Origin of the sequence: Conyzicola sp. (assembly GCF_046714715.1) — a bacterium.
In the GTDB taxonomy this organism is placed as follows: Bacteria; Actinomycetota; Actinomycetes; order Actinomycetales; family Microbacteriaceae; genus Conyzicola.
This window is the reverse complement of sequence record NZ_JBKKAD010000226.1, coordinates 1-19,515: the sequence shown is the minus strand read 5'-3', so window position 1 is coordinate 19,515 and position 19,515 is coordinate 1. Positions and strand designations below refer to the sequence as shown.

Annotated in this window: 23 protein-coding genes; 16 read left to right on the top strand and 7 right to left on the bottom strand. The window is 68.4% G+C overall.

Features of this window, described 5'->3' with window-relative positions; all coding sequences use genetic code 11:
- Positions 1–744 (bottom strand): cation diffusion facilitator family transporter (locus ACLQ6X_RS17635; RefSeq protein ID WP_411701450.1); only part of this gene is annotated, 744 nt, incomplete at its 3' end.
- A 23-nt stretch (positions 745–767) separates the two neighbouring features.
- Between ACLQ6X_RS17635 and proC the strand changes: the two genes are divergently transcribed.
- From proC to ACLQ6X_RS17615, 4 genes are all read left to right on the top strand, one after another.
- Positions 768–1,598, top strand: a complete 831-nt coding sequence (proC, locus tag ACLQ6X_RS17630; RefSeq protein ID WP_411701449.1) for a pyrroline-5-carboxylate reductase — start codon at positions 768–770, stop codon at positions 1,596–1,598.
- Positions 1,599–1,650: 52 nt separating this feature from the next.
- Positions 1,651–2,025, top strand: coding sequence for a hypothetical protein (locus tag ACLQ6X_RS17625; protein WP_411701448.1), 375 nt, complete (start codon positions 1,651–1,653; stop codon positions 2,023–2,025).
- Positions 2,026–2,143: 118 nt separating this feature from the next.
- Entirely contained in the window at positions 2,144–4,342 is a 2,199-nt protein-coding gene (locus ACLQ6X_RS17620; RefSeq protein WP_411701447.1) for a glycosyltransferase, read from the top strand.
- Complete coding sequence (locus ACLQ6X_RS17615; RefSeq protein ID WP_411701446.1) at positions 4,339–5,625, top strand: glycosyltransferase; 1,287 nt, start codon at positions 4,339–4,341, stop codon at positions 5,623–5,625. Before ACLQ6X_RS17620 ends, ACLQ6X_RS17615 begins: the two co-directional genes overlap by 4 nt.
- A 126-nt stretch (positions 5,626–5,751) precedes the next feature.
- Here ACLQ6X_RS17615 and ACLQ6X_RS17610 read toward each other — a convergent pair whose 3' ends face one another.
- From ACLQ6X_RS17610 to ACLQ6X_RS17600, 3 genes are read right to left on the bottom strand one after another with little or no spacing between them, the layout of a single operon-like run.
- Positions 5,752–6,411, bottom strand: a complete 660-nt coding sequence (locus ACLQ6X_RS17610) for a hypothetical protein (protein WP_411701445.1) — start codon at positions 6,409–6,411, stop codon at positions 5,752–5,754.
- Positions 6,412–6,427: 16 nt separating this feature from the next.
- On the bottom strand, positions 6,428–7,099 hold the full coding sequence (locus ACLQ6X_RS17605) for a potassium channel family protein (protein ID WP_411701444.1): 672 nt from the start codon (positions 7,097–7,099) through the stop codon (positions 6,428–6,430).
- Positions 7,092–8,516 carry a TrkH family potassium uptake protein gene (locus ACLQ6X_RS17600; protein WP_411701443.1) on the bottom strand — a complete coding sequence of 475 codons (1,425 nt, stop codon included), beginning with the start codon at positions 8,514–8,516 and terminating at the stop codon, positions 7,092–7,094. The genes ACLQ6X_RS17605 and ACLQ6X_RS17600 overlap by 8 nt, the downstream gene beginning before the upstream one ends.
- Positions 8,517–8,606: 90 nt before the next feature.
- Here ACLQ6X_RS17600 and ACLQ6X_RS17595 point away from each other — a divergent pair, with 90 nt between their 5' ends.
- The 5 genes from ACLQ6X_RS17595 (at position 8,607) to ACLQ6X_RS17575 (ending at position 10,192) form a co-directional block, all read left to right on the top strand.
- Positions 8,607–9,086, top strand: a complete 480-nt coding sequence (locus ACLQ6X_RS17595; RefSeq protein ID WP_411701442.1) for an ArsR/SmtB family transcription factor — start codon at positions 8,607–8,609, stop codon at positions 9,084–9,086.
- Between the two features lie 88 nt (positions 9,087–9,174).
- The gene (locus ACLQ6X_RS17590; protein ID WP_188510569.1) at positions 9,175–9,369 is read left to right on the top strand and encodes a helix-turn-helix domain-containing protein; all 195 of its coding nucleotides are present in this window, start codon (positions 9,175–9,177) and stop codon (positions 9,367–9,369) included.
- 95 nt (positions 9,370–9,464) lie between these two features.
- Positions 9,465–9,563, top strand: coding sequence for a 30S ribosomal protein bS22 (locus ACLQ6X_RS17585; protein ID WP_003792170.1), 99 nt, complete (start codon positions 9,465–9,467; stop codon positions 9,561–9,563).
- Between the two features lie 69 nt (positions 9,564–9,632).
- A complete protein-coding gene (locus ACLQ6X_RS17580; RefSeq protein WP_411701441.1) occupies positions 9,633–9,896 on the top strand; it encodes a glutaredoxin family protein in 264 nt (87 codons plus the stop codon).
- Positions 9,893–10,192 carry a Dabb family protein gene (locus ACLQ6X_RS17575; RefSeq protein WP_411701440.1) on the top strand — a complete coding sequence of 100 codons (300 nt, stop codon included), beginning with the start codon at positions 9,893–9,895 and terminating at the stop codon, positions 10,190–10,192. The genes ACLQ6X_RS17580 and ACLQ6X_RS17575 overlap by 4 nt, the downstream gene beginning before the upstream one ends.
- A gap of 7 nt (positions 10,193–10,199) precedes the next feature.
- On the opposite strand, the gene ACLQ6X_RS17570 is transcribed toward ACLQ6X_RS17575, so the two are convergent.
- Positions 10,200–10,475, bottom strand: coding sequence for a hypothetical protein (locus ACLQ6X_RS17570; RefSeq protein WP_411701439.1), 276 nt, complete (start codon positions 10,473–10,475; stop codon positions 10,200–10,202).
- 47 nt (positions 10,476–10,522) lie between these two features.
- Positions 10,523–11,851 carry an aspartate--tRNA(Asn) ligase gene (gene aspS, locus ACLQ6X_RS17565; RefSeq protein ID WP_411701438.1) on the bottom strand — a complete coding sequence of 443 codons (1,329 nt, stop codon included), beginning with the start codon at positions 11,849–11,851 and terminating at the stop codon, positions 10,523–10,525.
- Positions 11,852–11,977: 126 nt separating this feature from the next.
- On the opposite strand from aspS, the gene ACLQ6X_RS17560 reads away from it, so the two are divergent.
- From ACLQ6X_RS17560 to ccsB, 5 genes are read left to right on the top strand one after another with little or no spacing between them, the layout of a single operon-like run.
- A complete protein-coding gene (locus ACLQ6X_RS17560; RefSeq protein WP_411701437.1) occupies positions 11,978–12,634 on the top strand; it encodes a histidine phosphatase family protein in 657 nt (218 codons plus the stop codon).
- Positions 12,631–13,224, top strand: coding sequence for a TlpA family protein disulfide reductase (locus ACLQ6X_RS17555; protein ID WP_411701436.1), 594 nt, complete (start codon positions 12,631–12,633; stop codon positions 13,222–13,224). Before ACLQ6X_RS17560 ends, ACLQ6X_RS17555 begins: the two co-directional genes overlap by 4 nt.
- Positions 13,225–13,226: 2 nt before the next feature.
- On the top strand, positions 13,227–13,967 hold the full coding sequence (locus tag ACLQ6X_RS17550) for a cytochrome c biogenesis CcdA family protein (RefSeq protein ID WP_411701435.1): 741 nt from the start codon (positions 13,227–13,229) through the stop codon (positions 13,965–13,967).
- Entirely contained in the window at positions 13,945–15,573 is a 1,629-nt protein-coding gene (locus tag ACLQ6X_RS17545; RefSeq protein ID WP_411701434.1) for a cytochrome c biogenesis protein ResB, read from the top strand. Before ACLQ6X_RS17550 ends, ACLQ6X_RS17545 begins: the two co-directional genes overlap by 23 nt.
- Positions 15,570–16,535, top strand: coding sequence for a c-type cytochrome biogenesis protein CcsB (gene ccsB, locus ACLQ6X_RS17540; protein ID WP_411701433.1), 966 nt, complete (start codon positions 15,570–15,572; stop codon positions 16,533–16,535). The genes ACLQ6X_RS17545 and ccsB overlap by 4 nt, the downstream gene beginning before the upstream one ends.
- Before the next feature lie 90 nt (positions 16,536–16,625).
- Here ccsB and ACLQ6X_RS17535 read toward each other — a convergent pair whose 3' ends face one another.
- Positions 16,626–17,606: an o-succinylbenzoate synthase gene (locus ACLQ6X_RS17535; RefSeq protein WP_411701432.1), complete on the bottom strand. Its 981-nt coding sequence runs from the start codon at positions 17,604–17,606 to the stop codon at positions 16,626–16,628.
- A gap of 64 nt (positions 17,607–17,670) precedes the next feature.
- On the opposite strand from ACLQ6X_RS17535, the gene ACLQ6X_RS17530 reads away from it, so the two are divergent.
- Together ACLQ6X_RS17530 and ACLQ6X_RS17525 are read left to right on the top strand one after the other, a co-directional pair.
- Entirely contained in the window at positions 17,671–18,612 is a 942-nt protein-coding gene (locus tag ACLQ6X_RS17530; protein ID WP_411701431.1) for a 1,4-dihydroxy-2-naphthoyl-CoA synthase, read from the top strand.
- On the top strand, positions 18,612–19,515 hold a 904-nt coding region (locus ACLQ6X_RS17525), incomplete at its 3' end, for an AMP-binding protein (RefSeq protein ID WP_411701430.1). The genes ACLQ6X_RS17530 and ACLQ6X_RS17525, both read left to right, overlap by 1 nt.

Below are 19,515 nucleotides of genomic sequence, written 5' to 3'. Positions count from 1 at the left end.
GGTCTTCATGTGGATGATGCCCTCGTGCTCGCTGCCGGCGAGGATGGCGTCCTCGATGGCCGCGACATCCGCGGGGTTCGCGCCTTCGCCCACCAGCAGGCTCTTCGTCTCGATGCCGAGCACGATCGCGACGAGCACAAGCAGGATTCCGATGGCCAGTGTGCCGAGGGCGTCGAAGACCGAGTCGCCGGTGATGATCGTGAGACCGACGCCCAGCAGGGCGAGCACGAGGCCGATGAGAGCGGCGAAGTCTTCGAGCAGCACAACGGGCAGCTCGGGCGCCTTCGAGCGGCGGATGAACTCCACCCAGCCCTGCTTGCCGCGCACGTGGTTCGACTCCCGGATCGCGGTGCGGAACGAGAAGCTCTCGAGCCCGATGGCGACGAGCAGCACAACGATCGGCAGCCAGGCGTTCTCCAGCTCGTGCGGGTGCTGCAGTTTCTCGACGCCCTCGTAGATGGAGAAGACGCCACCGATGGAGAACAGGATGATCGACACGACGAACGCGTAGACGAAGCGTTCGCGGCCGAACCCGAAGGGGTGGTCGGCGGTGGCCTTCTTCTTCGCCTGACGGCCGCCGAGCAGAAGCAGGCCCTGGTTGCCCGTGTCGGCCAAGGAATGCACGCCCTCGGCGAGCATCGAGCTCGAACCGGAGAAGGCGAACGCGATGAATTTCGTGATCGCGATTCCCAGGTTTGCTAGCAGTGCCGCGACTATTGCCTTGTTCCCACCCGATGCGCTCATAGGAGCAATCCTAGAATGCTCCTATGACCGTGACTCTCCCCACCATTGCCATTCTCGGAACCGGGTCGATGGGCGGCGCGATCCTCGCCGGGCTGCTCAACCCGAACGTCGTCGTCGAGGGCGGCATCCGGGTCACCAACCGGTCGGCGGAGAAGGCCGAGGCGCTCGCGTCGCCGACGGTGACCTCGCTCGCCACGAGCATCGACCCCGACGCCAACCGCGTCGCCGTAAAGGGCGCCCGCATCGTGATCGTCGGGGTGAAGCCCGCGATGGTGCCCGACCTGCTGCGCGAGGTGGCCGACAGCCTCGAGCCCGACGCGATCGTGGTGAGCGTTGCCGCCGGGGTCACCATCGCGACCATGGAGTCGCTCGTTTCCGGTGCCGTGTTGCGTTCGATGCCGAACACGCCGTCGGTGGTGGGCAAGGGTGTCACCGGCCTCGCGGCGGGCACCCGCTCGAGCGACGACGACCTCGCGATCGCGCGCGCGCTGTTCGAGACCGTGGGCGACGTGCTCGTCATCCCCGAGAACCAGATCGACGCGCTGGGAACCATTTCGGGGTCGGGCCCCGCCTACGTCTTCTTCCTGATCGAACGGCTCACGCGCACGGCCGTGAACCTCGGCTTCTCCGAGGAGCAGGCGGCCACGATGGTCAACGGCACCTTCATCGGCGCGACCGCGCTGCTCGAGTCGTCGGAGTCGACCCCGACGGAGCTGCGCGTGAAGGTGACCAGCCCGAAGGGAACGACCGAGCGGGCCATCGCCGAATTGGACGCGGCCGACCTCACCTCCCTGTTCGACCGGGCCACGGCCGCGGCCCTCGCCCGCAGCGCGGAACTCGCGAAGGGCGCCTGAACTGCCAGCCCCGTCATAGGGCTTCCATAGCGGGGATGGTCATCGTGGTTTCATGACCAATTCCGTCGTTGCATCCCCTGAACCGAACGCCACCCCCGCGCCGGCTGCCGCTGTCGCCGAGACGGCCCCCGCCGAGACCGCCCCGTCGCGGGGCCTCCCGAGCGTCGCGATCGCCGGCATCGCCGTGGGCGGCGTGCTCGTAGCCGGGCTCCTCTTCGGCGGGGGTGTCGCCCTCGGTGTCGCTCTCCCCATCGGCGACCAGACCGTCGGCACCAGCCAGGGCGGGTTTCCGGGTGGCGGCCCGGGCGGCCAGCAGGGCGCGGACGGCACGCGCCCGACGGCCCCCCGCGGCGACTCCAATCAGACCGTGCCCACGGCTCCGAACTCAGACGACACGGAGACGCAAGACGACACGCAGGCGGGTTAGCGGCGCCTAGCCCGCCACGACCGCGGGAACAACCCCCCGGTGCATCCGGAACCTGAGTGCTGCGCGTCATGCTTCCCGTTCATAATGATCTCGGTCCATCAAGAACGGAAGTACGACAGTGGGAATTCAGACGTCTCTAGACGAGCTCCGCGGCACGACCCACATCGTCGACGCCATGCGTGTCGCCGACGAGCTGGCGTTCGTCGCGAGCCGCAATGGCGGTACCCGCACCACGCGCGTGTTGGCGGCGACGCTGCACGGCGACGACCAGCTCACGGCGATCGCCGCGGTACACGCGCTCGCCCAGGTCTTCGACGACGATGCCGACGACGTGCTCGCCGGTCTGCTCTCGAGCGACCGGGCCTACCTGCGCGAGCACGCCGCCTGGGCGTTCTCCGCCCGTCTGCCGCGCTTCGACACGATCGCGCGGCTCATCGGCCTCGTCTCCGACGGCGGATTCAGCGGCATGCTCGCTCAGCGCACCCTGCAGCAGTGGGCGTCGTCCGCTCCCGATCAGGTGGCAATCGGGCTGGAGAGCGCGCTCGTCGGTGTGACCGAGCCGGCATCGCGCACCCGCCTCGTCGAGACGCTCGGCGTCGCACGCGGGCGCATCGCCACCGCGGCCCTCTTGCGCATCGCCTCCGACGAGCGCGAGTCGGTCTCCGTGCGCGTCGCCGCCGTCGCCGGCCTCGGCGACCGGGAGGCCGATGCCCGTAGCGTCGATCTCGTCTCCCGACTCGCGGCCGGCGGCGACTTCGTCGCCGAAGCCGCCCGGCTCGCCCTCGTCGACCTCACGGCGAGCGGCGCCGTGCGCGCACCGTGGCAGACCGGACTCACCGTGGCCCAGCTCTTCCTGCACGCCGACATCGACCCGCAGCTCACGCGTGCGGGCAGCGGCGACAACGGCGGCATCGCGACCCTGCTCGTGCGACTCGGCGACGCGCTCGTATCGGCGACGCCCGGGGCCTCGGATGCCGCGGCGGAGGCCACGACGGTGCAGCGGGTCGTCACCCTCTCCCGCGGCAGCGCGGCCGACGCCCTCGAGAGCCTCTCCTCGGTCGGCTCCACCGTGCGCGGACACGCGTACGCCTCGGTGCCGCTGTTGAGCGAACCCGTGTCGTCGGCGGACGCCTGGCAGCTGCGGGTCGCGGCGGAACGCGGCATCCGCAGGGTTCTGCGCGCCATCGGCACCGTCGACGTGCTGCACCTGCGCATGGCCGACGTGGGCAGCCTCGCCGCCGCCAACGTCGCCCGCGATCTCGGCATCTCCGTCGTGTTCACCGTCGCGCCCGACCCGCACGCGGTCATCCGCACGCTCGACCAGTCGGGCGACCTCACCCGCGCCAACTTCGGCGAGGTCGACGAACGCGAGCACTACTGGTTCCGCGCGCGGCTCGTGCAGCGGCTCGCGGCCGACGCGGCCCATACCGTGCTCTTTCCCCGCCCGAACCTCGAGGCCGACATGCGCGAGCTCGTCGGCATCGACATCACGGCACACCCCGAACGCCACTCGATCGTGCCGGAGGGCATCGACCTCGAGGTCGTCGACCGCGCCGTGCTCGAAGCCGGCGACCACGCGACGGGGGCTCCCGCCACAGCGCCGCTCCAGGCGTTGCGCACGCTGCTCGCCCAGCTGCCCGAGGAACGCCGGCACCTGCCGCTCATCACCTCGGTCGGACGCTTCCACCGCATCAAGGGAATGGCGACGATCGCCTCGGCGTGGGCCAACGGTCCGCTGCGCGACCGCGCGAACCTGCTGCTCGTGGGCGGTGACCTCGAAAACCCGTCGGCCGACGAACGTGAACAGCTCGATCGCATCGACCGCACGGTTCCCCGGGCGGAAGCCGCGGCATCCGGCCTTCTGCTCTCGGGCCACCGGCCCAACGACACCGTGGCCCGCTGGGTCGCGGCCACCCGCTTCGGTGTGCCCGGCTTCGCGGCGCCCGGCGGCGTGTACGTGTGCGGCAGCCTGAAAGAGGAGTTCGGCATCGCGATCCTCGAGGCGATGGCGGCCGGACTGCTCGTCGTCGCACCGGCCGGCGGCGGACCGGCCACCTACGTGGAAGACGGCGTCACCGGGTTCCTCACGCGCACCTCCGACGCGGCGCTGCTCGCGGCGTCGATGAGCGACGCGCTCGACGCGATGGAGCGCGAGGCCGCCGAGACGGCGACGACCGACGCGCGCCCGAACCGGTCGCGCGAGACCGTGTTGCGCGACTTCACCATCCAGGCGATGGCGCGCGCCCTCTCGGTGGTCTACGCCGACGTGAGCGACGCGGCGGCCGAGTCGCACGCGGGCAGCGTGGCCGCGCTGTGACCCTGCTGATCATCTCGCCCGACTACGCGTCGCACCTGCTGCCGCTCGCCACCCTCGGCACCGCGTGGCGCGACGCGGGGGAGCGCGTCGTGGTGGCCACGGGTGAGGCCACGGCGTCGATCGTCGAGTCGTTCGGCTTCGACCGCGTGCACCTGCAGCTGGGCCGCGGCTCCAACCCGGGCATCATCAAGGCCGAGGACCAGCCGAAGGGCGAAGACGACGCGCTGCGCGGCTTCTTCGCGGCGACCCGTCTCGGCATGGTCGAGACCCTCGCGTTCCAGGCCGCGGCGCGGGGGAACGACCTGCTCTGGGATCCGGTGAACACCGCCCGCGCCGTGCAGCGGGTGGTCGACGAGGTCAAGCCCGACCGCGTGATCGTCGACCACCTCGCGTTCAGCGCCCGTCTCGCACTGCTCGCGCACGGCACCCCGTACGCCGACGTCGTGCTCGGCCACCCCTCCGCGCTGCCGGTGGGCGGCGAGGTCTACGGGTACCCGCCGTCGTGGCCTGCGGCCTTTGATCCGGATGACGCGGCTCTCGCCGAACTGCGGGAGATCTGCGACGACGTCAGCGCCTCGTTCACGGCCGAATGGAACGCGGCGCTCGACGGCCTCGGCGCGTCGCACCTGCACAGCGCGAGCGCGTTCGCCGAACACGGCGACCTGCTTCTCTACAACTACCCCGCCGAGCTGCACGAACCGGCCCGCACGGCGCTGCTGCCCGCGCACGAGTTCATCGGCTCGTCGGTGCGCTCCGAGCCCGCCGACGCCGAGGTGGAGTCGTGGCTCGCGGCCAGCGACGACCCGTTCGTCTATGTGAGCTTCGGTAGCTTCCTGTCGGTGCGCGGTGACGTGCTCGCGCGCGTGCTGGCCGCGCTCGCCGGGCTGGGTCTGCGCGTCGCGGTGGCGACCGGATCGGCCGACCGTGCCGAGCTGGGCGAGCTGCCGGCCGACTGGCTGGTGCGCGGCTTCCTGCCGCAGGTGCGCCTGCTGTCGCGTGCGGCGGCGGCCGTGAACCACGGCGGCAACAACAGCGTGACCGAGGCGATGACCCACGGCGTGCCGCTGCTGGTGCTGCCATTCTCGACCGACCAGTTCGCCGGGGCCGCCGCGCTCGAACGCGAGGGGTTCGGCGTGTCTCTCGCTCCCAATACGGCGACGGTCGACGAGCTGCGCGTGGGGCTCCAGCGCGTGCTGGCCCTTCCCCGGGCACGGCTCGGCGCTCTGAGCGCCTCGCTGCTGGAGACGCCCGGCCGCGATCGCGCGTACCGCCGACTCGCCTAGCCGCGTTCTTCGCGCCGGCCTAGTCGAGTGCGACGTTCGACAGGATGGCCCCGCTCCTGGCAGGCGAGTTCTTCCTGTTGAGCGCGCTCGGGCGGCAATTCGTCCTGTTGAGCGTGCCGAGTGCGACTACGCGCCGAAGACCAGCGCCCGCATCGCCTCGGCCGAGGGCTCGGCGTCGCGGTAGCGTTCGCGCAGCGCGGCGTTGGCGTCGTACTGCTCACCCTCGCGCAGTTGCGTCTCGTGGTGCAGCGCGTAGACGTTGCCGTCGTGGCGCTGCGGCTGCGATCCGAGCAGGGTGGTGTGGGCGGCGAACCAGGCGGAGTCTTCGAAACCCCAGCCGCGAAAGCGCTCGTCTTGCCCGCCGTGCGACGCCCACGTGCGCGGCGTCGTGACGTAGACGCCCGAGCAGGCGCCGACGACGAGCGTCGCGTCGACCGACGTGATGTCGGCGCCGTCGAAGTATGCCGTCGTGCCCTCGCGGCCGAGCCACTGGTAGCGCGTGTACGGCAGGTGCACGAGGCCCGAGGTGGAGGCGGAGGCGACCGCTTCGAGCAGCGGCTCGAGACTGGGGATCGTGTCGGCGTCGCCGATGATCACCACTTCGTCGACGCCCGGGATCGACGCCATTCCCACGTTGCGGCAGCGCGCCAGGTTGAACGGAACGTCGCCGGAGTCGACAGTGAGGATCTCGGCCCCTGGCAGGTTCTGCCGGTACCACGCGCTCGTCGCGTCGAACGCCGCGAGCCGGGACGGCTGAGGGCGCCACGGAATGATGACTTTTACCACTCAGAGAGTGTAAGCGTCAGCTCGAGAGGCTCGCGAACCGTTCGATATCCGCCGAGTTGCCACTGACGATGATGAGGTCGTGATTCGAGATCACGGTCTCGGGCGCGGCGTACGTGAAGTCCTTGCCGGGCGCCTTCACCCCGACCACGGTGATGCCGTACTTGCGCCGCACCTGCGACTCGGCGAGCGGGATGCCGCGAATCGGCTTGGGCGGGTACATCTTCACGAGCGCGAAGTCGTCGTCGAACTCGATGAAGTCGATCATGCGACCGGAGACCAGGTGGGCGACACGCTCGCCGGCCTCGGCCTCGGGGTAGATCACGTGGTTCGCGCCGATGCGCGAGAGGATCTTGCCGTGCGACTGGCTGATCGCCTTCGCCCAGATCTGCGGGATCTTGAGGTCGACCAGGTTCGCGGTGATGAGCACGCTCGCCTCGATCGACGAGCCGACGGCGACGACGGCGATCGAGAACTCCTGCGCGCCGATCTGGCGCAGCGCATCGATGCTGCGGGCATCCGCCTGCACGGCGTGTGTCACCCGCTCCGACCACTTCTGCACGAGTGCTTCGTCGGCGTCGACGGCGAGCACCTCCCGGTCGAGACGGTCGAGCTGACCTGCCGTGGCGGCGCCGAAGCGTCCGAGGCCGATCACGAGTACCGGCGCGTTGTGCGCAATCCTGTCAACCAACGATGGGCCTCTCTTCTGCTCGCCTGAACAACTGGCGGCGCTGCGACGCCGCGAGTGCGGCCGCCAGAGTCACCGTACCGACTCGGCCGAGAAACATGGTCGCGGCGAGCACATAGACGCCGGAATCGGGCAGTTCCGCCGTGAGCCCGGTACTCAGCCCGGACGTCGCGAACGCCGAGATCACCTCGAACAGAACGAAGTCGAGGCTGGCCCCGGAGATCTGCAGAATGATGATGGATGACGCGGCCACCGTTGTCGCGCCCCAGAGCACAACACTGACGCCCAGCCGCAGAACGTCCGAGGGGATGCGGCGGTCGAAGGCCTCCATGCCCTCGTTGCCGCGCGCCTCGGCGAACGCCGCCAGGAACAGGATGGCGAGCGTCGTCACCTTGATGCCACCGGCGGTGGACGCGGAGCCGCCGCCGATGAACATGAGCATGTCGCCCACGAGCAGGCTGGCGCCGTTCAGCTCGCCGATGTCGATCGTGCTGAAGCCGCCCGAGCGCGTCATCATCGACAGGAAGAACGGCTGGAAGATGCGTTGACCGAAGTCCATGTTCGCGAACGTCTTGGCATTGCCGAGCTCGAGAACGAAGAATGCCAGGCCGCCCAGCACGAAGAGCAGGATCGTGGTGGTGAGGGTGAGCTTGACGTGCAGCGACCACTTCTTCGGCCGTTTGAGGTTGCGCATCAGCACGTAGATCACCGGAAAGCCGACGGCTCCGAGGAAGACGCCGAGCATGAGCACGCTGAGAAACCAGTAGTCGGAGGCGAACGGCACGAGACCGTCGGTCGTGGGCTGGAAGCCCGTGTTGGTGAATGCCATGGTCGAGTAGTAGAACGCCTCCCACGCGGCCGTGAGGGGCGCGTGCCCGGCGAGCAGCAGCCGGGGGAACAGCAGCAGCGCGATGCCGACCTCGATGACCAACACGCTCACCGCCACGGTGACGAGCAGCGAACCCACCTCGCCGAGGCGCACGGCCTGGCTCTCGGCCATCGATCCCTTGTGCATGCGCAGCGGGTTGGTGTCGCCCGCCGCGAGCAGGCGCTGCCTCAGGCCGAGCTTGCGGGAGATGATCAGGCCGAGGATGGACGCGAGCGTCAGTACTCCGATGCCGCCGATCTCCACGCCGACGAGGATGAAGACGTGCCCGAGCGGCGACCAGTACGAGCCCATGTCGACGGTCGAGAGGCCGGTGACGCAGATCACCGAGACGGCGGTGAACAGGGCGTCGGCGAAGGGCGGCACGCTGCCCGACGACGTCGCCACGGGGAGGGAGAAGAGAAGGGTGAAGACGAGCACGAGTGCCGCGAAGATGAGGATCGCGAATCGCGCCGGTGTCGCCGCGGCGAAGCCCTCGAGGTTGTCTCGCACGCGGCCCAAGGGAGAGGTGCGCCGAAGGGGCCTCGTGCGCATGCCGGACCCCATCTCGCCGATCGCCCTACACCGAATCTGTCGGAACAGGTTGTCATGGTACTACCCGCGCGGCTTCGCTAGCCTTTCGAGATGGCCGACACCTTCGACGCAATCGCCGACTCCACCAGGCGCGAAATCCTGCTCATCCTGCTCGAGCGGGGCGGAACGGGAGAAATCGCGGCCGCCGAGCTCGCCGAATTGCTCGGTGTCACCGTGCCGACCGCCACGAAGCACCTCGGGGTTCTGCGCGAGCAGGGCTACGTCTCGGCCCGCGAGGAGGGTCGCGCGCGGTACTTCCGCCTCGAACTGGCGCCCTTCGACGCGCTGCAGGCCTGGCTGGCGCCGTTCGTCGACGACGCGTTCGACGTCGGCCCCGTGTCATCCGCAACCGACGTCGCCCACGAGGCCGCAGCGTTCAACGCGTGGGCCGGCACCGAGGTGGGTGCGAACCTGGGGCGCGCGCTCGCCGACCGTTCGAACCAGGCGCGCACGGCCTTCCACGGGGCGTCGGAGAAGATGACGCAGGCGCTGCCCGGAGCCGTGACCCGGCGCTGGACGAATAGGCCATAGACAGCGAGTCACACCAGCCCCTAGTGTTACGTTTCAGCACTCCAGTAACACTGGTCACGAGTGTTCCAGAATCGCAAGGGGCACAGACATGTCAGGGGATCTCTCCGATGTGCGTTTTCTCACGGTCGCAGAAGTGGCCGACATGATGCGTGTCTCCACGATGACCGTGTACCGCATGGTGCACGCGGGCGAAATGCCGGCCATCCGCTTCGGCCGGTCATTCCGCATCCCCGAATCCGCCGTCGTCGCTCTCATCCAGAAGCCGATTTCGCACACCGGTTAGCGCTCGCGGCGCTATGCGCTAGACTTGTGCAGTACATTTTTCCGCGGTTCCGAATCGGACCGGGTCGGTCTAATTCAGTAACCAGTGAGGTACCCATGGGTTCAGTCATCAAGAAGCGCCGCAAGCGTATGGCGAAGAAGAAGCACCGCAAGCTGCTTCGCAAGACGCGCCATCAGCGTCGCAACAAGAAGTAGAGCTTCTTACACGCATCAGCGTCAGCCTTTCGAGGTTGGCGCTTTTTGCATTTCAGTAGACTTGGCCTCGTGCCACAGATCCAGCTCACCTTCGTCAGTAAGCCCGACTGCCACCTCTGCGAGGCGGCACGCGAGGTGGTCGACGGTGTCGTCGCCGATCTGGGCCCCGAGGCATCCGTTCACATCGAAGAGCTGTCGATCCTGGAGCATCCCGACCTGTACGACAAGTACGTCGAAGAGATCCCCGTGGTCCTGCTCAACGGCAAGGTGCACAACATCTGGCGCATCGATCCGGTGCGCCTGAAAACGGCAATTCTGGAGATTCGCGAATGATCCGTCACGTAGTCAGCTGGAAGCTCATTGGGGCGGATGCCGCGGCTCGCGCCGAGCAGGCCGCGACGATCACGGCGACGCTCGAAGCGCTACCCGCGCTGATCCCCGAGATCCTCGCGCTGCAGGTGGGCACGAACGTGGCCTACCCCGAGAGCAACTGGGACGTCGTGCTGATCGCCGACTACGCGTCGCTCGCGGACCTCGAGGCCTACCAGGTGCACCCCGACCACGTCGCGGCCACGCACGTGATCAAGCCGCTCGTGGCGAGCCGTTCGAACGTCGACTTCGAGGTCTAGAGCGCCGTTACTTCTTGTGCGGCTTCTTCGCGATCGCGTCGCGCTCGGCGGTCAGCGAAGCGACCGTCGACGTGTCCAGGCCGGGTGTGAGGGCGTCGCCGAACGGGCTCGTGAGCCCGGTCTTCGCTTCGACCTCGGCGGCGTACTTGATCGCGGCGAGGTGGACATCGGCGGCCGCACGCTGGGCCTTCTTCATCGACACGGCGGATGACCCGACGATCGCGGCGTGCTTCTTGAGGGCCTTCGTGAGGTCCTTACGTGCGGAGTCAATTTTCTTGGACATGACCGACATCCTGCCCTATGAAAGTTAACTTTTCAGCCGCGTGTCGATCAGGGCAGAAGTCGGGTAGGCCCGCGGAACAGGTAGGTCGCCTCGCGGATGTTCGGCAGGTGCAGCATCAGCATCAGCACGCGGCTGAGACCCATGCCGAAGCCGCCGTGCGGGGGCACGCCGTAGCGGAAGAAGTCGAGGTAGAAGTCGAGCTCCTCGGGGTCGAGGCCCTTCTCCTTCGCCTGCTCGACGAGCACGTCGATGCGGTGCTCGCGTTGGGCGCCCGTGGAGATCTCGACGCCGTTGAAGATGAGGTCGTAGGAGTTGGTGACGCTCGAGTCGCCCTCGTGGCGCATGTGATAGAACGGCCGGATGCTCGACGCGTAGTCGGTCAGGAAGACGAACTCGTGGCCGTAGGTGTCCTGCGCCCACGCCGCGATCTGGCGCTCGCCTTCGGGGTCCATGTCGTCGTCGGCGCGGGGAACCTCGTAGCCGCGTTCGGCGACGATGCGCTTCGCCTCGGCGAGGGGAACACGCGGGAACGGAACGGTCGGCACCGTGATCTCGACGTCCCAGAGCGCCTTGATCTCGTCGCCGTGCTTGTCCTTCACCGCCTGGAACCCCGCGACGAGAAGCTCCTCGTGCAGCTTCATCACGTCTTCGTGGCTCTCGATCCAGCTGAACTCGGTGTCGACCGAGGTGAACTCGGTCGCGTGGCGGCTCGTGAAGCTCGGGTCGGCGCGGAAGGCCGGCCCGACCTCGAAGATCTTGCCGAAGCCGGCGGGCTGCGCCATCTGCTTGAAGAACTGCGGGCTCTGCGCCAGGTAGGCCTTGCCCTCGAAGTAGTCGACCTCGAACAGTTCAGCCTTCGACTCGCTCGCCGACGCCATGAGCTTCGGGGTGTGGATCTCGATGAAGTCGCGCTCGACCCAGTAGGTGCGCAGCGCGTGCAGGAACGTGGTCTGGATCTTGAAGACGAGGGCGTTCTTGGGAACGCGCAGGTCGAGGAACCGCCAGTCCATGCGCTTGTCGCCGCTGGAGTCTTCGGCGATCGGCGTCTCGGGGATCGCCTCGGCGGCGATGGTCAGGGCGTCGACCTTGATCTCGACGCCGCCGAGCTTCACGCGCTCGTCGTGCTTGAGCTCGCCGGTCGCGGTGAGGAAAGTGCCCTGGGCGAGGCCCGAGATGATGTCGGCGATCGGGTCGTCGGCGGGCGTCTTGTCTTCGTTGAAATTGCGCGGATGAACCAGCTGCACGGCCCCGGACTCGTCGCGCAGAACGACGAACTGCACCTTCTTTTGATCCCTCACCGTCTCGACCCAGCCGGATACGGAAATGGGGCCGTCGGATGCCGCGGCCAGGTCTTTGATGAGGGTGCGTTCAGTCACCCCGCGAGTTTACAACCCATGCGGGTTGAGTAAGGCCGCCTGCGGCCTGTATCGAAACCGCCACAGCGAGGTTTCGATACGGTCGCTGAGCGACCTACTCAACCAGCACGAACGTAGACTTGTCCGGTGCCCGCAGACCTGATCCACCTCGTACGCCACGGCGAAGTCTTCAACCCCGAGGGGATCCTCTACGGACGCATCCCCGGCTATCACCTGTCGGAGCTCGGAGTGAAGATGGCGGCCTCCGCTGCCGCGAGTCTCGCCGGCCGCCACGTGACCGCGCTGTACGCGAGCCCGCTGCAGCGCGCTCAGGAGTCTGCCGCGCCGTGGTCGTCCGACTTCGGCCTGCCGATCGTGACCGAAGACCGCATCATCGAGCCCTGGAACAAGTTCGAGGGCAAGAAGTTCGAGTTCGGGCCGGGCGTGCTGCTGCGCCCGCAGGTCTGGCCGTGGGTGATCAACCCGACAAAGCCGAGCTGGGGCGAGCCGTTCGTTAGCGTCGAGGCACGCATGCTCGCCGCGGTCACCGACGCCTGGCAGAAGGCCGACGGCGGCGAGGTCGTGATGGTGAGCCACCAGATGCCCATCGTGATGGTCGCCCGCTCGGTGAAGAACATGAAGCTGTACCACGACCCGCGCAAGCGACGCTGCACCCTCTCGAGCATCACGACTCTCCGGCGCTCTCAGGGGCCGGATGGCACGTGGGGCAGGTTCGTCGAGGTCAACTATCAGGATCCTGCGAAAGACTTGCTGGCAGCATCCGTCGATTTTGGAGCAGTGTGAAGCGCGTCCTTTTCTCCGCCGCAGCAGCGGCCGTCGCGTTGACCCTTCTGGCCGGGTGCGCGAGCGACCCGCTGGCGGAGCAGTATTCGGCGGGCACCACCAAGAACTACATCTCGGGCGAGGGCACGATCAGCGAGTACAAGGTCGCCGATCGTGGTGAGCCGGTCGTGTTCGAGGGCGAGACCGACTCGGGCGAGCCCGTCAGCTCCGCCGACTACGCCGGCCAGGTGCTCGTGCTCAACTTCTGGTACGCCGGCTGCCCGCCGTGCCGGGTCGAGGCGCCCGAGCTCGAAGAGGTGAACCAGGCCTTCGCCGGTCAGGATGTCGCGTTCCTCGGCGTCAACGTCCGTGACCAGGCCGCGCAGTCGCTCAGCTTCGCCCAGACCCTCGGCGTCACCTACCCCTCGGTGATGGACGCCGACGACGGCAATCTGCTGCTGGCCTTCGCCGGCAAGGTCGCCCCGAACGCGGTTCCCACGACTCTCGTCATCGACAGGGAGGGTCGCGTCGCCGCGCGCTTCCTCGGCGCGATCGACGGCCCTTCCAGCCTGCGCACGATCATCAACGACACGCTCGCCGAGGGCGACTAACGATGCCAGGAGTCGGTGAGCTCGTCGGCGACGGGCAGCTCGTCATCGCGCTTCCGATCGCACTGCTCGCCGGCCTGCTGTCGTTCCTGTCGCCGTGCATTCTGCCGCTGGTTCCCGGCTACCTCGGCTATGTCGGCGGGCTGAGCGGCAACGGGGGCAAGCGTGACCGTTCGCGCCTCGTGCTCGGTGTCTCGCTGTTCGTGCTCGGATTCACCCTCGTGTTCGTCGCCACCAACGCGGCGTTCGGCGTCGTCGGCACCTGGCTGATCGTCTACTCCGACACCATCACCCGCTTCGCGGGCGCCTTCGTCATCCTGCTCGGGCTGGTGTTCATCGGCCAGTTCACCTTCCTGCAGCGCACCTTCAAGCCGTCGTGGATGCCGGCCACGGGCCTCGCCGGAGCGCCCCTGCTGGGCATCCTCTTCGGCCTCGGCTGGACGCCGTGCCTCGGACCGACACTCGCCGCCATCACGGCGATCAGCCTCTCGGGCGGCTCGGCGTGGCAGGGGGTCGTGCTCGGAATCGTGTACTCGCTCGGCCTCGGTATCCCGTTCATACTCGTCGCCTTCGGTTTCGGCTGGGTCGCGACATCCGTCGCCTGGATCAAGAAGCGCATCCGAATCATCAACATCATCGGCGGTTCGCTGTTGGTCATCATCGGCGTGCTGATGGTGTCAGGCTTGTGGTCGCTCTGGATGAGCGAGTTAGGAGCGGTGATCAATGTCTTCGTCACGCCCCTCTGACCACATCGACTCCCCGGAACCCGGCGACTCGGCGATAGCGCAGCCCAAACTCGGGGTCGTCGGCTACCTACGTTTCTTCTGGCGTCAGCTCACCAGCATGCGCACGGCGCTGTTCCTGCTGCTGCTGCTGGCGTTCGCCGCGATCCCCGGCTCGCTCGTCGCCCAGCGCTCGAGCGACCCCAACGGCGTCATCCAGTACAAGGTCGACCACCCCGACCTCTACCCGATTCTCGACGGGCTGCAGGTGTTCGACACCTACACGTCGGTGTGGTTCTCGTCGATCTACCTGCTGCTCTTCGTGTCGCTCATCGGCTGCATCATCCCGCGCAGCATCCACCACTTCCGCGCGTTGCGCTCGCGCCCGCCGAAGACGCCAGCCCGCCTGAACCGCCTCGCGGGATATACCTCGATCACGGGCCGGACGGATGCCGCATCCGCAATCGACAGCGCACGCGCCAATCTCAAGAAGCTGGGGTATCGAACCGAGCTGTACCCCTCCAATTCGACAGGCGCGGGGCGAGGCTCGTTCAGCGTCAGCGCGGAGCGCGGCTACCTGCGCGAGACCGGCAACCTCGTGTTCCACACGGCGCTCGTCGGCATCCTGGTCTCGGTCGCCATCGGCGGCAGCTTCGGCTACAGCGGCCAGCGCGTCGTCGTCGAGGGCCAGAAGTTCGTGAACGTGCTCGGCGACTACGACTCGTTCAATCCGGGCCGGTTCTTCGAGAGCGACTTCCTCGAGCCGTACCGCATCAGCCTCGACAAGTTCGAGGCGACCTACGAGCTAGAGAACACGCAGGCCATCGGGCAGGCCACTGACTACTCGGCCTATGTCACGACGACCATGCCCGACGGCGACCAGCAGAACGCCAACATCAAGGTGAACGAGCCGCTCGCGATCGGCGGCACCGACGTGTTCCTGCTCGGCAACGGCTACGCGCCGACGCTCGTGATCCGCGACCCCGAGGGAACCGTGGTCTGGGAGGACTCGACGCCGTTCCTGCCGCAGGACGCGCACCTCACCTCGCTCGGCGTCATCAAGGTGCCCGACGGGCTCGCCGAACAGCTGGGACTCGTCGGCTTCTTCTACCCGACCGCCGCCAAGCTGCCGAGCGGGGCGCTCACCTCCGGGTTCCCCGAGCTGCTCGACCCGCTGCTCACCCTGCGCGCGTTCACGGGCGACCTCGGCCTCGACGCCGGCGTGCCGAAGTCGGTGTACCAGCTGGCCACAGACGACATGACGGAGATCGCCGGCAGCAACGCCGACGTGCCGGCCCTCGAGCTGCGGCCCGGTGAGACCGTCGACCTGCCCAACGGGCTCGGCACGATCGAGCTCACCGAGGTGAAGCGGTTCGCATCGTTCGACATCCACCGCGACCCCTCGCAGGTGTGGGTGCTCACCTTCGCGATCCTCATCCTCGCCGGCCTGTTCACCGGCCTGTTCATCCCGCGCCGCCGCGTGTGGGTGAAGGCAACAGAAAACGCGGACGGCGGCGTGACCCTCGAGTACGCCGGCCTCGCCCGCGGCGAAGACCCCCGCCTCGAGGCGGCTGTCGGCGACATCGCGGCGACTCATTCAAAACAGCTCGGGCTTAAGGTGGAACCGTGACCCTCACTCTAGAGACGATGTCCCTCATCGCCGTGTACTCCGCGATGGTGGTCTACACGTTCGCATTCATCGCGTTCACGGTCGACCTCGCGCGTCGATCGGCTCCGGCACCCGTGGCGGTGGAGGCGTCCGTGGGGCAGTTGGCCGCGTCATCCGCCCGCACGTCGCTTCTCGAGAAGCTGGCGACGGATGCGCCCGACGACGGCGCAGCGAAAGTCTCGCGCGCGATGCGCCTGGCCCTCGGGTTCACCATCCTCGGCTGGGTGCTGCACGTCGTCGCCGTCGTGCTGCGCGGTCTCGCCGCCGGCTATGCGCCGTGGTCGAACATGTACGGCTTCGCGATCACCGCGACGGCCATCATCGTGGGTGTCTTCCTGTTCGTGCAGTTCTGGCAGGACCTGAAGTTCCTCGGCGCCTACATCGTGGGCTTCTGCCTCGCCTTCCTCGGCCTCGCCACCGTCAACTTCTACGTGGCTGTCGCCCCGCAGCCGCCGGCACTGCAGTCGGCCTGGCTCGTCATCCACGTGTTCGTGGCGATCCTCGGCACCGCGTTCTTCGCCCTCGGCGGCGGGCTCTCGGTGGTGCAGCTGCTGCAGGTGCGCCGCGAGGCTCGCGGCGGCGAGGGCATGAAGTTCCTCGCGACCCTGCCGAACGCCGAGAAGCTCGAGAACCTGGCCTACCGGCTCATCCTCGTGGGCTTCGTCTTCTGGACCTTCACGCTCATCGCCGGTGCCGTCTGGGCCGAGCGTGCGTGGGGCCGGTACTGGGGCTGGGACACCAAGGAGGTCTGGACGTTCATCATCTGGACCCTGTTCGCCGGCTACATCCACGCCCGCGCGACGCGCGGCTGGCGCGGCAGCCGGTCGGCCTGGCTCGCGATCATCGGTTTCGCGGCCGTGATGTTCAACTTCACGGTGGTGAACCTGTTCTTCAAGGGCCTGCACGCCTACAGCGGCCTGTAGGCCTCAGCTGCTGGTTGAGTAGGGCCGCCTGCGGCCCGTATCGAAACCGTCGTGCTAGCTGGTTTCGATACGGTCGCTAGAGCGACCTACTCAACCTGCGAGCAGGGTGTAGCAACGCTCGAGGCGCGCCAGCCACCAGGCCTCGCGGTCGGGAGAGGCCGCGTTCTCGGCGAGCACGCGCGCGTCCGGCGTCACCCGGCGCACCCCGATGGCGCCGTCGACGGGCAGCAGCGGCTCCGCGGCCACATCGAGCGACAGCAGGCTGACGGTCGCGAGGCCGCAGTCGTAGGGCAGCTCGGGCAGCGCGGCGGCGAGGTGTAGCCCCATCGAAATTCCCACCGAGGTCTCGAGCGCGCTCGACACGACCAGCGGCAGCCCCGCCTCGCCCGCGATGCCCAGCGCGTTCGTGATGCCGCCGAGCGGTTGCGCCTTGATCACCAGGATGTCGGCGGCCTCCTGGCGCGCCACGAGCAGCGGGTCGGCGGCCTTGCGCACGCTCTCATCGGCGGCGATGGGCAGGCCCATGTACTTCACGCGCTGCCTGATCTGCCAGAGTTCGTCGACGGAGGCGCACGGCTGCTCCACGTACTCGAGGTCGTACTCGGCCAGGGCGTGGATGGCGTGTTCCGCCTCGTCGACGTTCCAGCCGCCGTTCGCATCGATGCGGATGCGCCCCTCCGCGCCCAGATACTCTCTCGCCGCGGCGACCCTGGCCACGTCGTCGTCGAGCGTCTGCCCGATCTCGGCCACCTTCACCTTGACCGTGCGGCAGCCGGCGAACCGGCCGAGCACGTCGGCGACGAGCCCCGGCGCGATCGCGGGCAGGGTGGCGTTGACCCGCACGCTGTCGCGTAGCAGCGGGGGAGCGGCGTTCCAGCCGAAGTCGATCGCGGCCGCGAGCCACGCGGCGGCCTCCACGTCGTCGTACTCCACGAACGGCGAGAACTCCGCCCAGCCTTCCGGTCCCTCGAAGAGCACCACCTCCCGGGTGTCGATACCGCGGAAGCGTTGCCGCAACGGGATCGATACCACTCGGGCGGTCTGGAGGATGTCCGTCAGCGTTGCCAGCATGGCTACAGTCTCGCAAGTCCAGAGAGGAAACGCGCGAACCGGGCACAGATCGTAGGCTGGGGTCATGCCCGACGTCTCCGACCTTTTCGATCCGAGCGTGTGGAAGCCGGTCGACGGCTTCGAAGCGTTGACGGATGTCACGTACCACCACGACACCGCCGGGAGGGTCGCGCGCATCGCGTTCAACCGGCCGGAGGTGCGCAACGCGTTCCGCCCGCACACGGTCGACGAGCTCTACCGGGCGCTCGACGACGCCCGCCAGAACTCGCGCATCGGGGTCGTGCTGCTCACCGGAAACGGTCCGAGCGCCAAGGACGGCGGTTGGGCGTTCTGCTCGGGCGGCGACCAGCGCATCCGCGGGCGGGACGGCTACCTGTACGAGGCACCCGATCCCGCGGGGAATTTCGATACGCGGCCTCCTGCGTCGGGCGCTACTCAATCGGCGGGGGCGACCGGCCGCCTGCACATTCTCGAGGTGCAGCGCCTCATCCGGTTCATGCCCAAGGTCGTCATCGCGGTCATCCCCGGCTGGGCGGCCGGTGGCGGACACTCGCTGCACGTCGTCTGCGACCTGTCGATCGCGAGCGCGGAGCACGGCAAGTTCAAGCAGACCGACGCCGACGTCGGCTCGTTCGACGGCGGCTACGGCAGCGCTTACTTCGCCCGCCAGGTGGGCCAGAAGTTCGCGCGCGAGATCTTCTTCCTCGCCGAGGAGTACGACGCCCAACGCGCCCTCGAGATCGGCGCGATCAACGCGGTCGTGCCGCACGCCGAGCTGGAGACCGAGGCCTACCGCTGGGCGAACACGATCCTCGGAAAGAGCCCCACCGCGATCCGCATGCTCAAGTTCGCGTTCAACGCGGTCGACGACGGCATGGTCGGCCAGCAGGTCTTCGCCGGCGAGGCCACACGCCTCGCCTACGGCACCGACGAGGCCGTCGAGGGCCGCGACGCGTTCCTCGAGAAGCGGGCTCCCGACTGGTCGCCCTACCCCTGGCAGTACTGATGACGAGGGCGCTGCGCGCGACCGGCGCACACGACATGTTCGTGGCGCTGCGCGGGGCGCTCTCCGGCGAAGGCGCGGCCGTGTTCGCGGGCGAGCCCACCGGCGCCCTGCCGGCCACCGTGCCGCAGCGGGTCGCGGTCGTCATCGAGTCGAGCGGCTCCACGGGAACACCGAAGCGGGTGGCACTGTCGAGCGACGCGTTGTTAGCGAGCGCCGCGGCATCCGAAACCGCTCTCGGCGGCCCGGGACAGTGGCTGCTCGCCCTGCCGACCACCTATATCGCCGGCATCAACGTGCTCGTCCGGTCACTCACCGCCGACACGCTGCCGGTCGTCGTCGCGCCGGGGCACTTCGGCGCCGAGTCGTTCATCGCGGCCGCCGGAGCGATGGACCACGCCCAGCGCTACACCTCGCTCGTGCCCGCTCAGCTAGCGCGGCTCATCGACGAAGACGCCGCCCTCGCGGCGCTGCGTCGGTTCGACCGCATCCTCGTCGGCGGGCAGGCGACCCCGGTGTCGCTCGTCGCCCGCGCCCTCGAACTCGGCCTCAACGTCACCCGCACCTACGGCTCGAGCGAGACGAGCGGGGGCTGCGTGTACGACGGCGTGCCGATCGGGGGCACCGAGGCGCGCATCGTCGACGGCCAGATCGAGCTCGCCGGAGCCGTGCTCGCGGAGGGCTACCTCGAGGATCCGCAGAGAACGGATGCCGCGTTCCACACCGACCACGCGCGGCGCTGGTACCGCACGGGCGATGCCGGCGAGATCGTCGACGGCGTGCTGCACGTGATCGGGCGTCTCGACGACGTGATCATCTCCGGCGGTCTCAAGGTGTCGCTCGGAGCGCTGGAGCGGTTGGTGCGCGAGATCGACGGGCTCGGCGACGCGGTGATCGTGTCGGAGG

Excerpts from the sequence above, each read along its gene's own strand:
- ACLQ6X_RS17530 (WP_411701431.1), top strand. The coding sequence starts at position 17,671 with ATGCCCGACGTCTCCGACCTTTTCGATCCGAGCGTGTGGAAGCCGGTC.
- ACLQ6X_RS17545 (WP_411701434.1), top strand. The coding sequence starts at position 13,945 with ATGTCTTCGTCACGCCCCTCTGACCACATCGACTCCCCGGAACCCGGC.
- ACLQ6X_RS17585 (WP_003792170.1), top strand. The coding sequence starts at position 9,465 with ATGGGTTCAGTCATCAAGAAGCGCCGCAAGCGTATGGCGAAGAAGAAG.
- ACLQ6X_RS17625 (WP_411701448.1), top strand. The coding sequence starts at position 1,651 with ATGACCAATTCCGTCGTTGCATCCCCTGAACCGAACGCCACCCCCGCG.
- ACLQ6X_RS17590 (WP_188510569.1), top strand. The coding sequence starts at position 9,175 with ATGTCAGGGGATCTCTCCGATGTGCGTTTTCTCACGGTCGCAGAAGTG.
- ACLQ6X_RS17595 (WP_411701442.1), top strand. The coding sequence starts at position 8,607 with ATGGCCGACACCTTCGACGCAATCGCCGACTCCACCAGGCGCGAAATC.
- ACLQ6X_RS17550 (WP_411701435.1), top strand. The coding sequence starts at position 13,227 with ATGCCAGGAGTCGGTGAGCTCGTCGGCGACGGGCAGCTCGTCATCGCG.
- ACLQ6X_RS17600 (WP_411701443.1), bottom strand. The coding sequence starts at position 8,516 with ATGCGCACGAGGCCCCTTCGGCGCACCTCTCCCTTGGGCCGCGTGCGA.
- ACLQ6X_RS17575 (WP_411701440.1), top strand. The coding sequence starts at position 9,893 with ATGATCCGTCACGTAGTCAGCTGGAAGCTCATTGGGGCGGATGCCGCG.
- proC (WP_411701449.1), top strand. The coding sequence starts at position 768 with ATGACCGTGACTCTCCCCACCATTGCCATTCTCGGAACCGGGTCGATG.
- ACLQ6X_RS17570 (WP_411701439.1), bottom strand. The coding sequence starts at position 10,475 with ATGTCCAAGAAAATTGACTCCGCACGTAAGGACCTCACGAAGGCCCTC.
- ACLQ6X_RS17535 (WP_411701432.1), bottom strand. The coding sequence starts at position 17,606 with ATGCTGGCAACGCTGACGGACATCCTCCAGACCGCCCGAGTGGTATCG.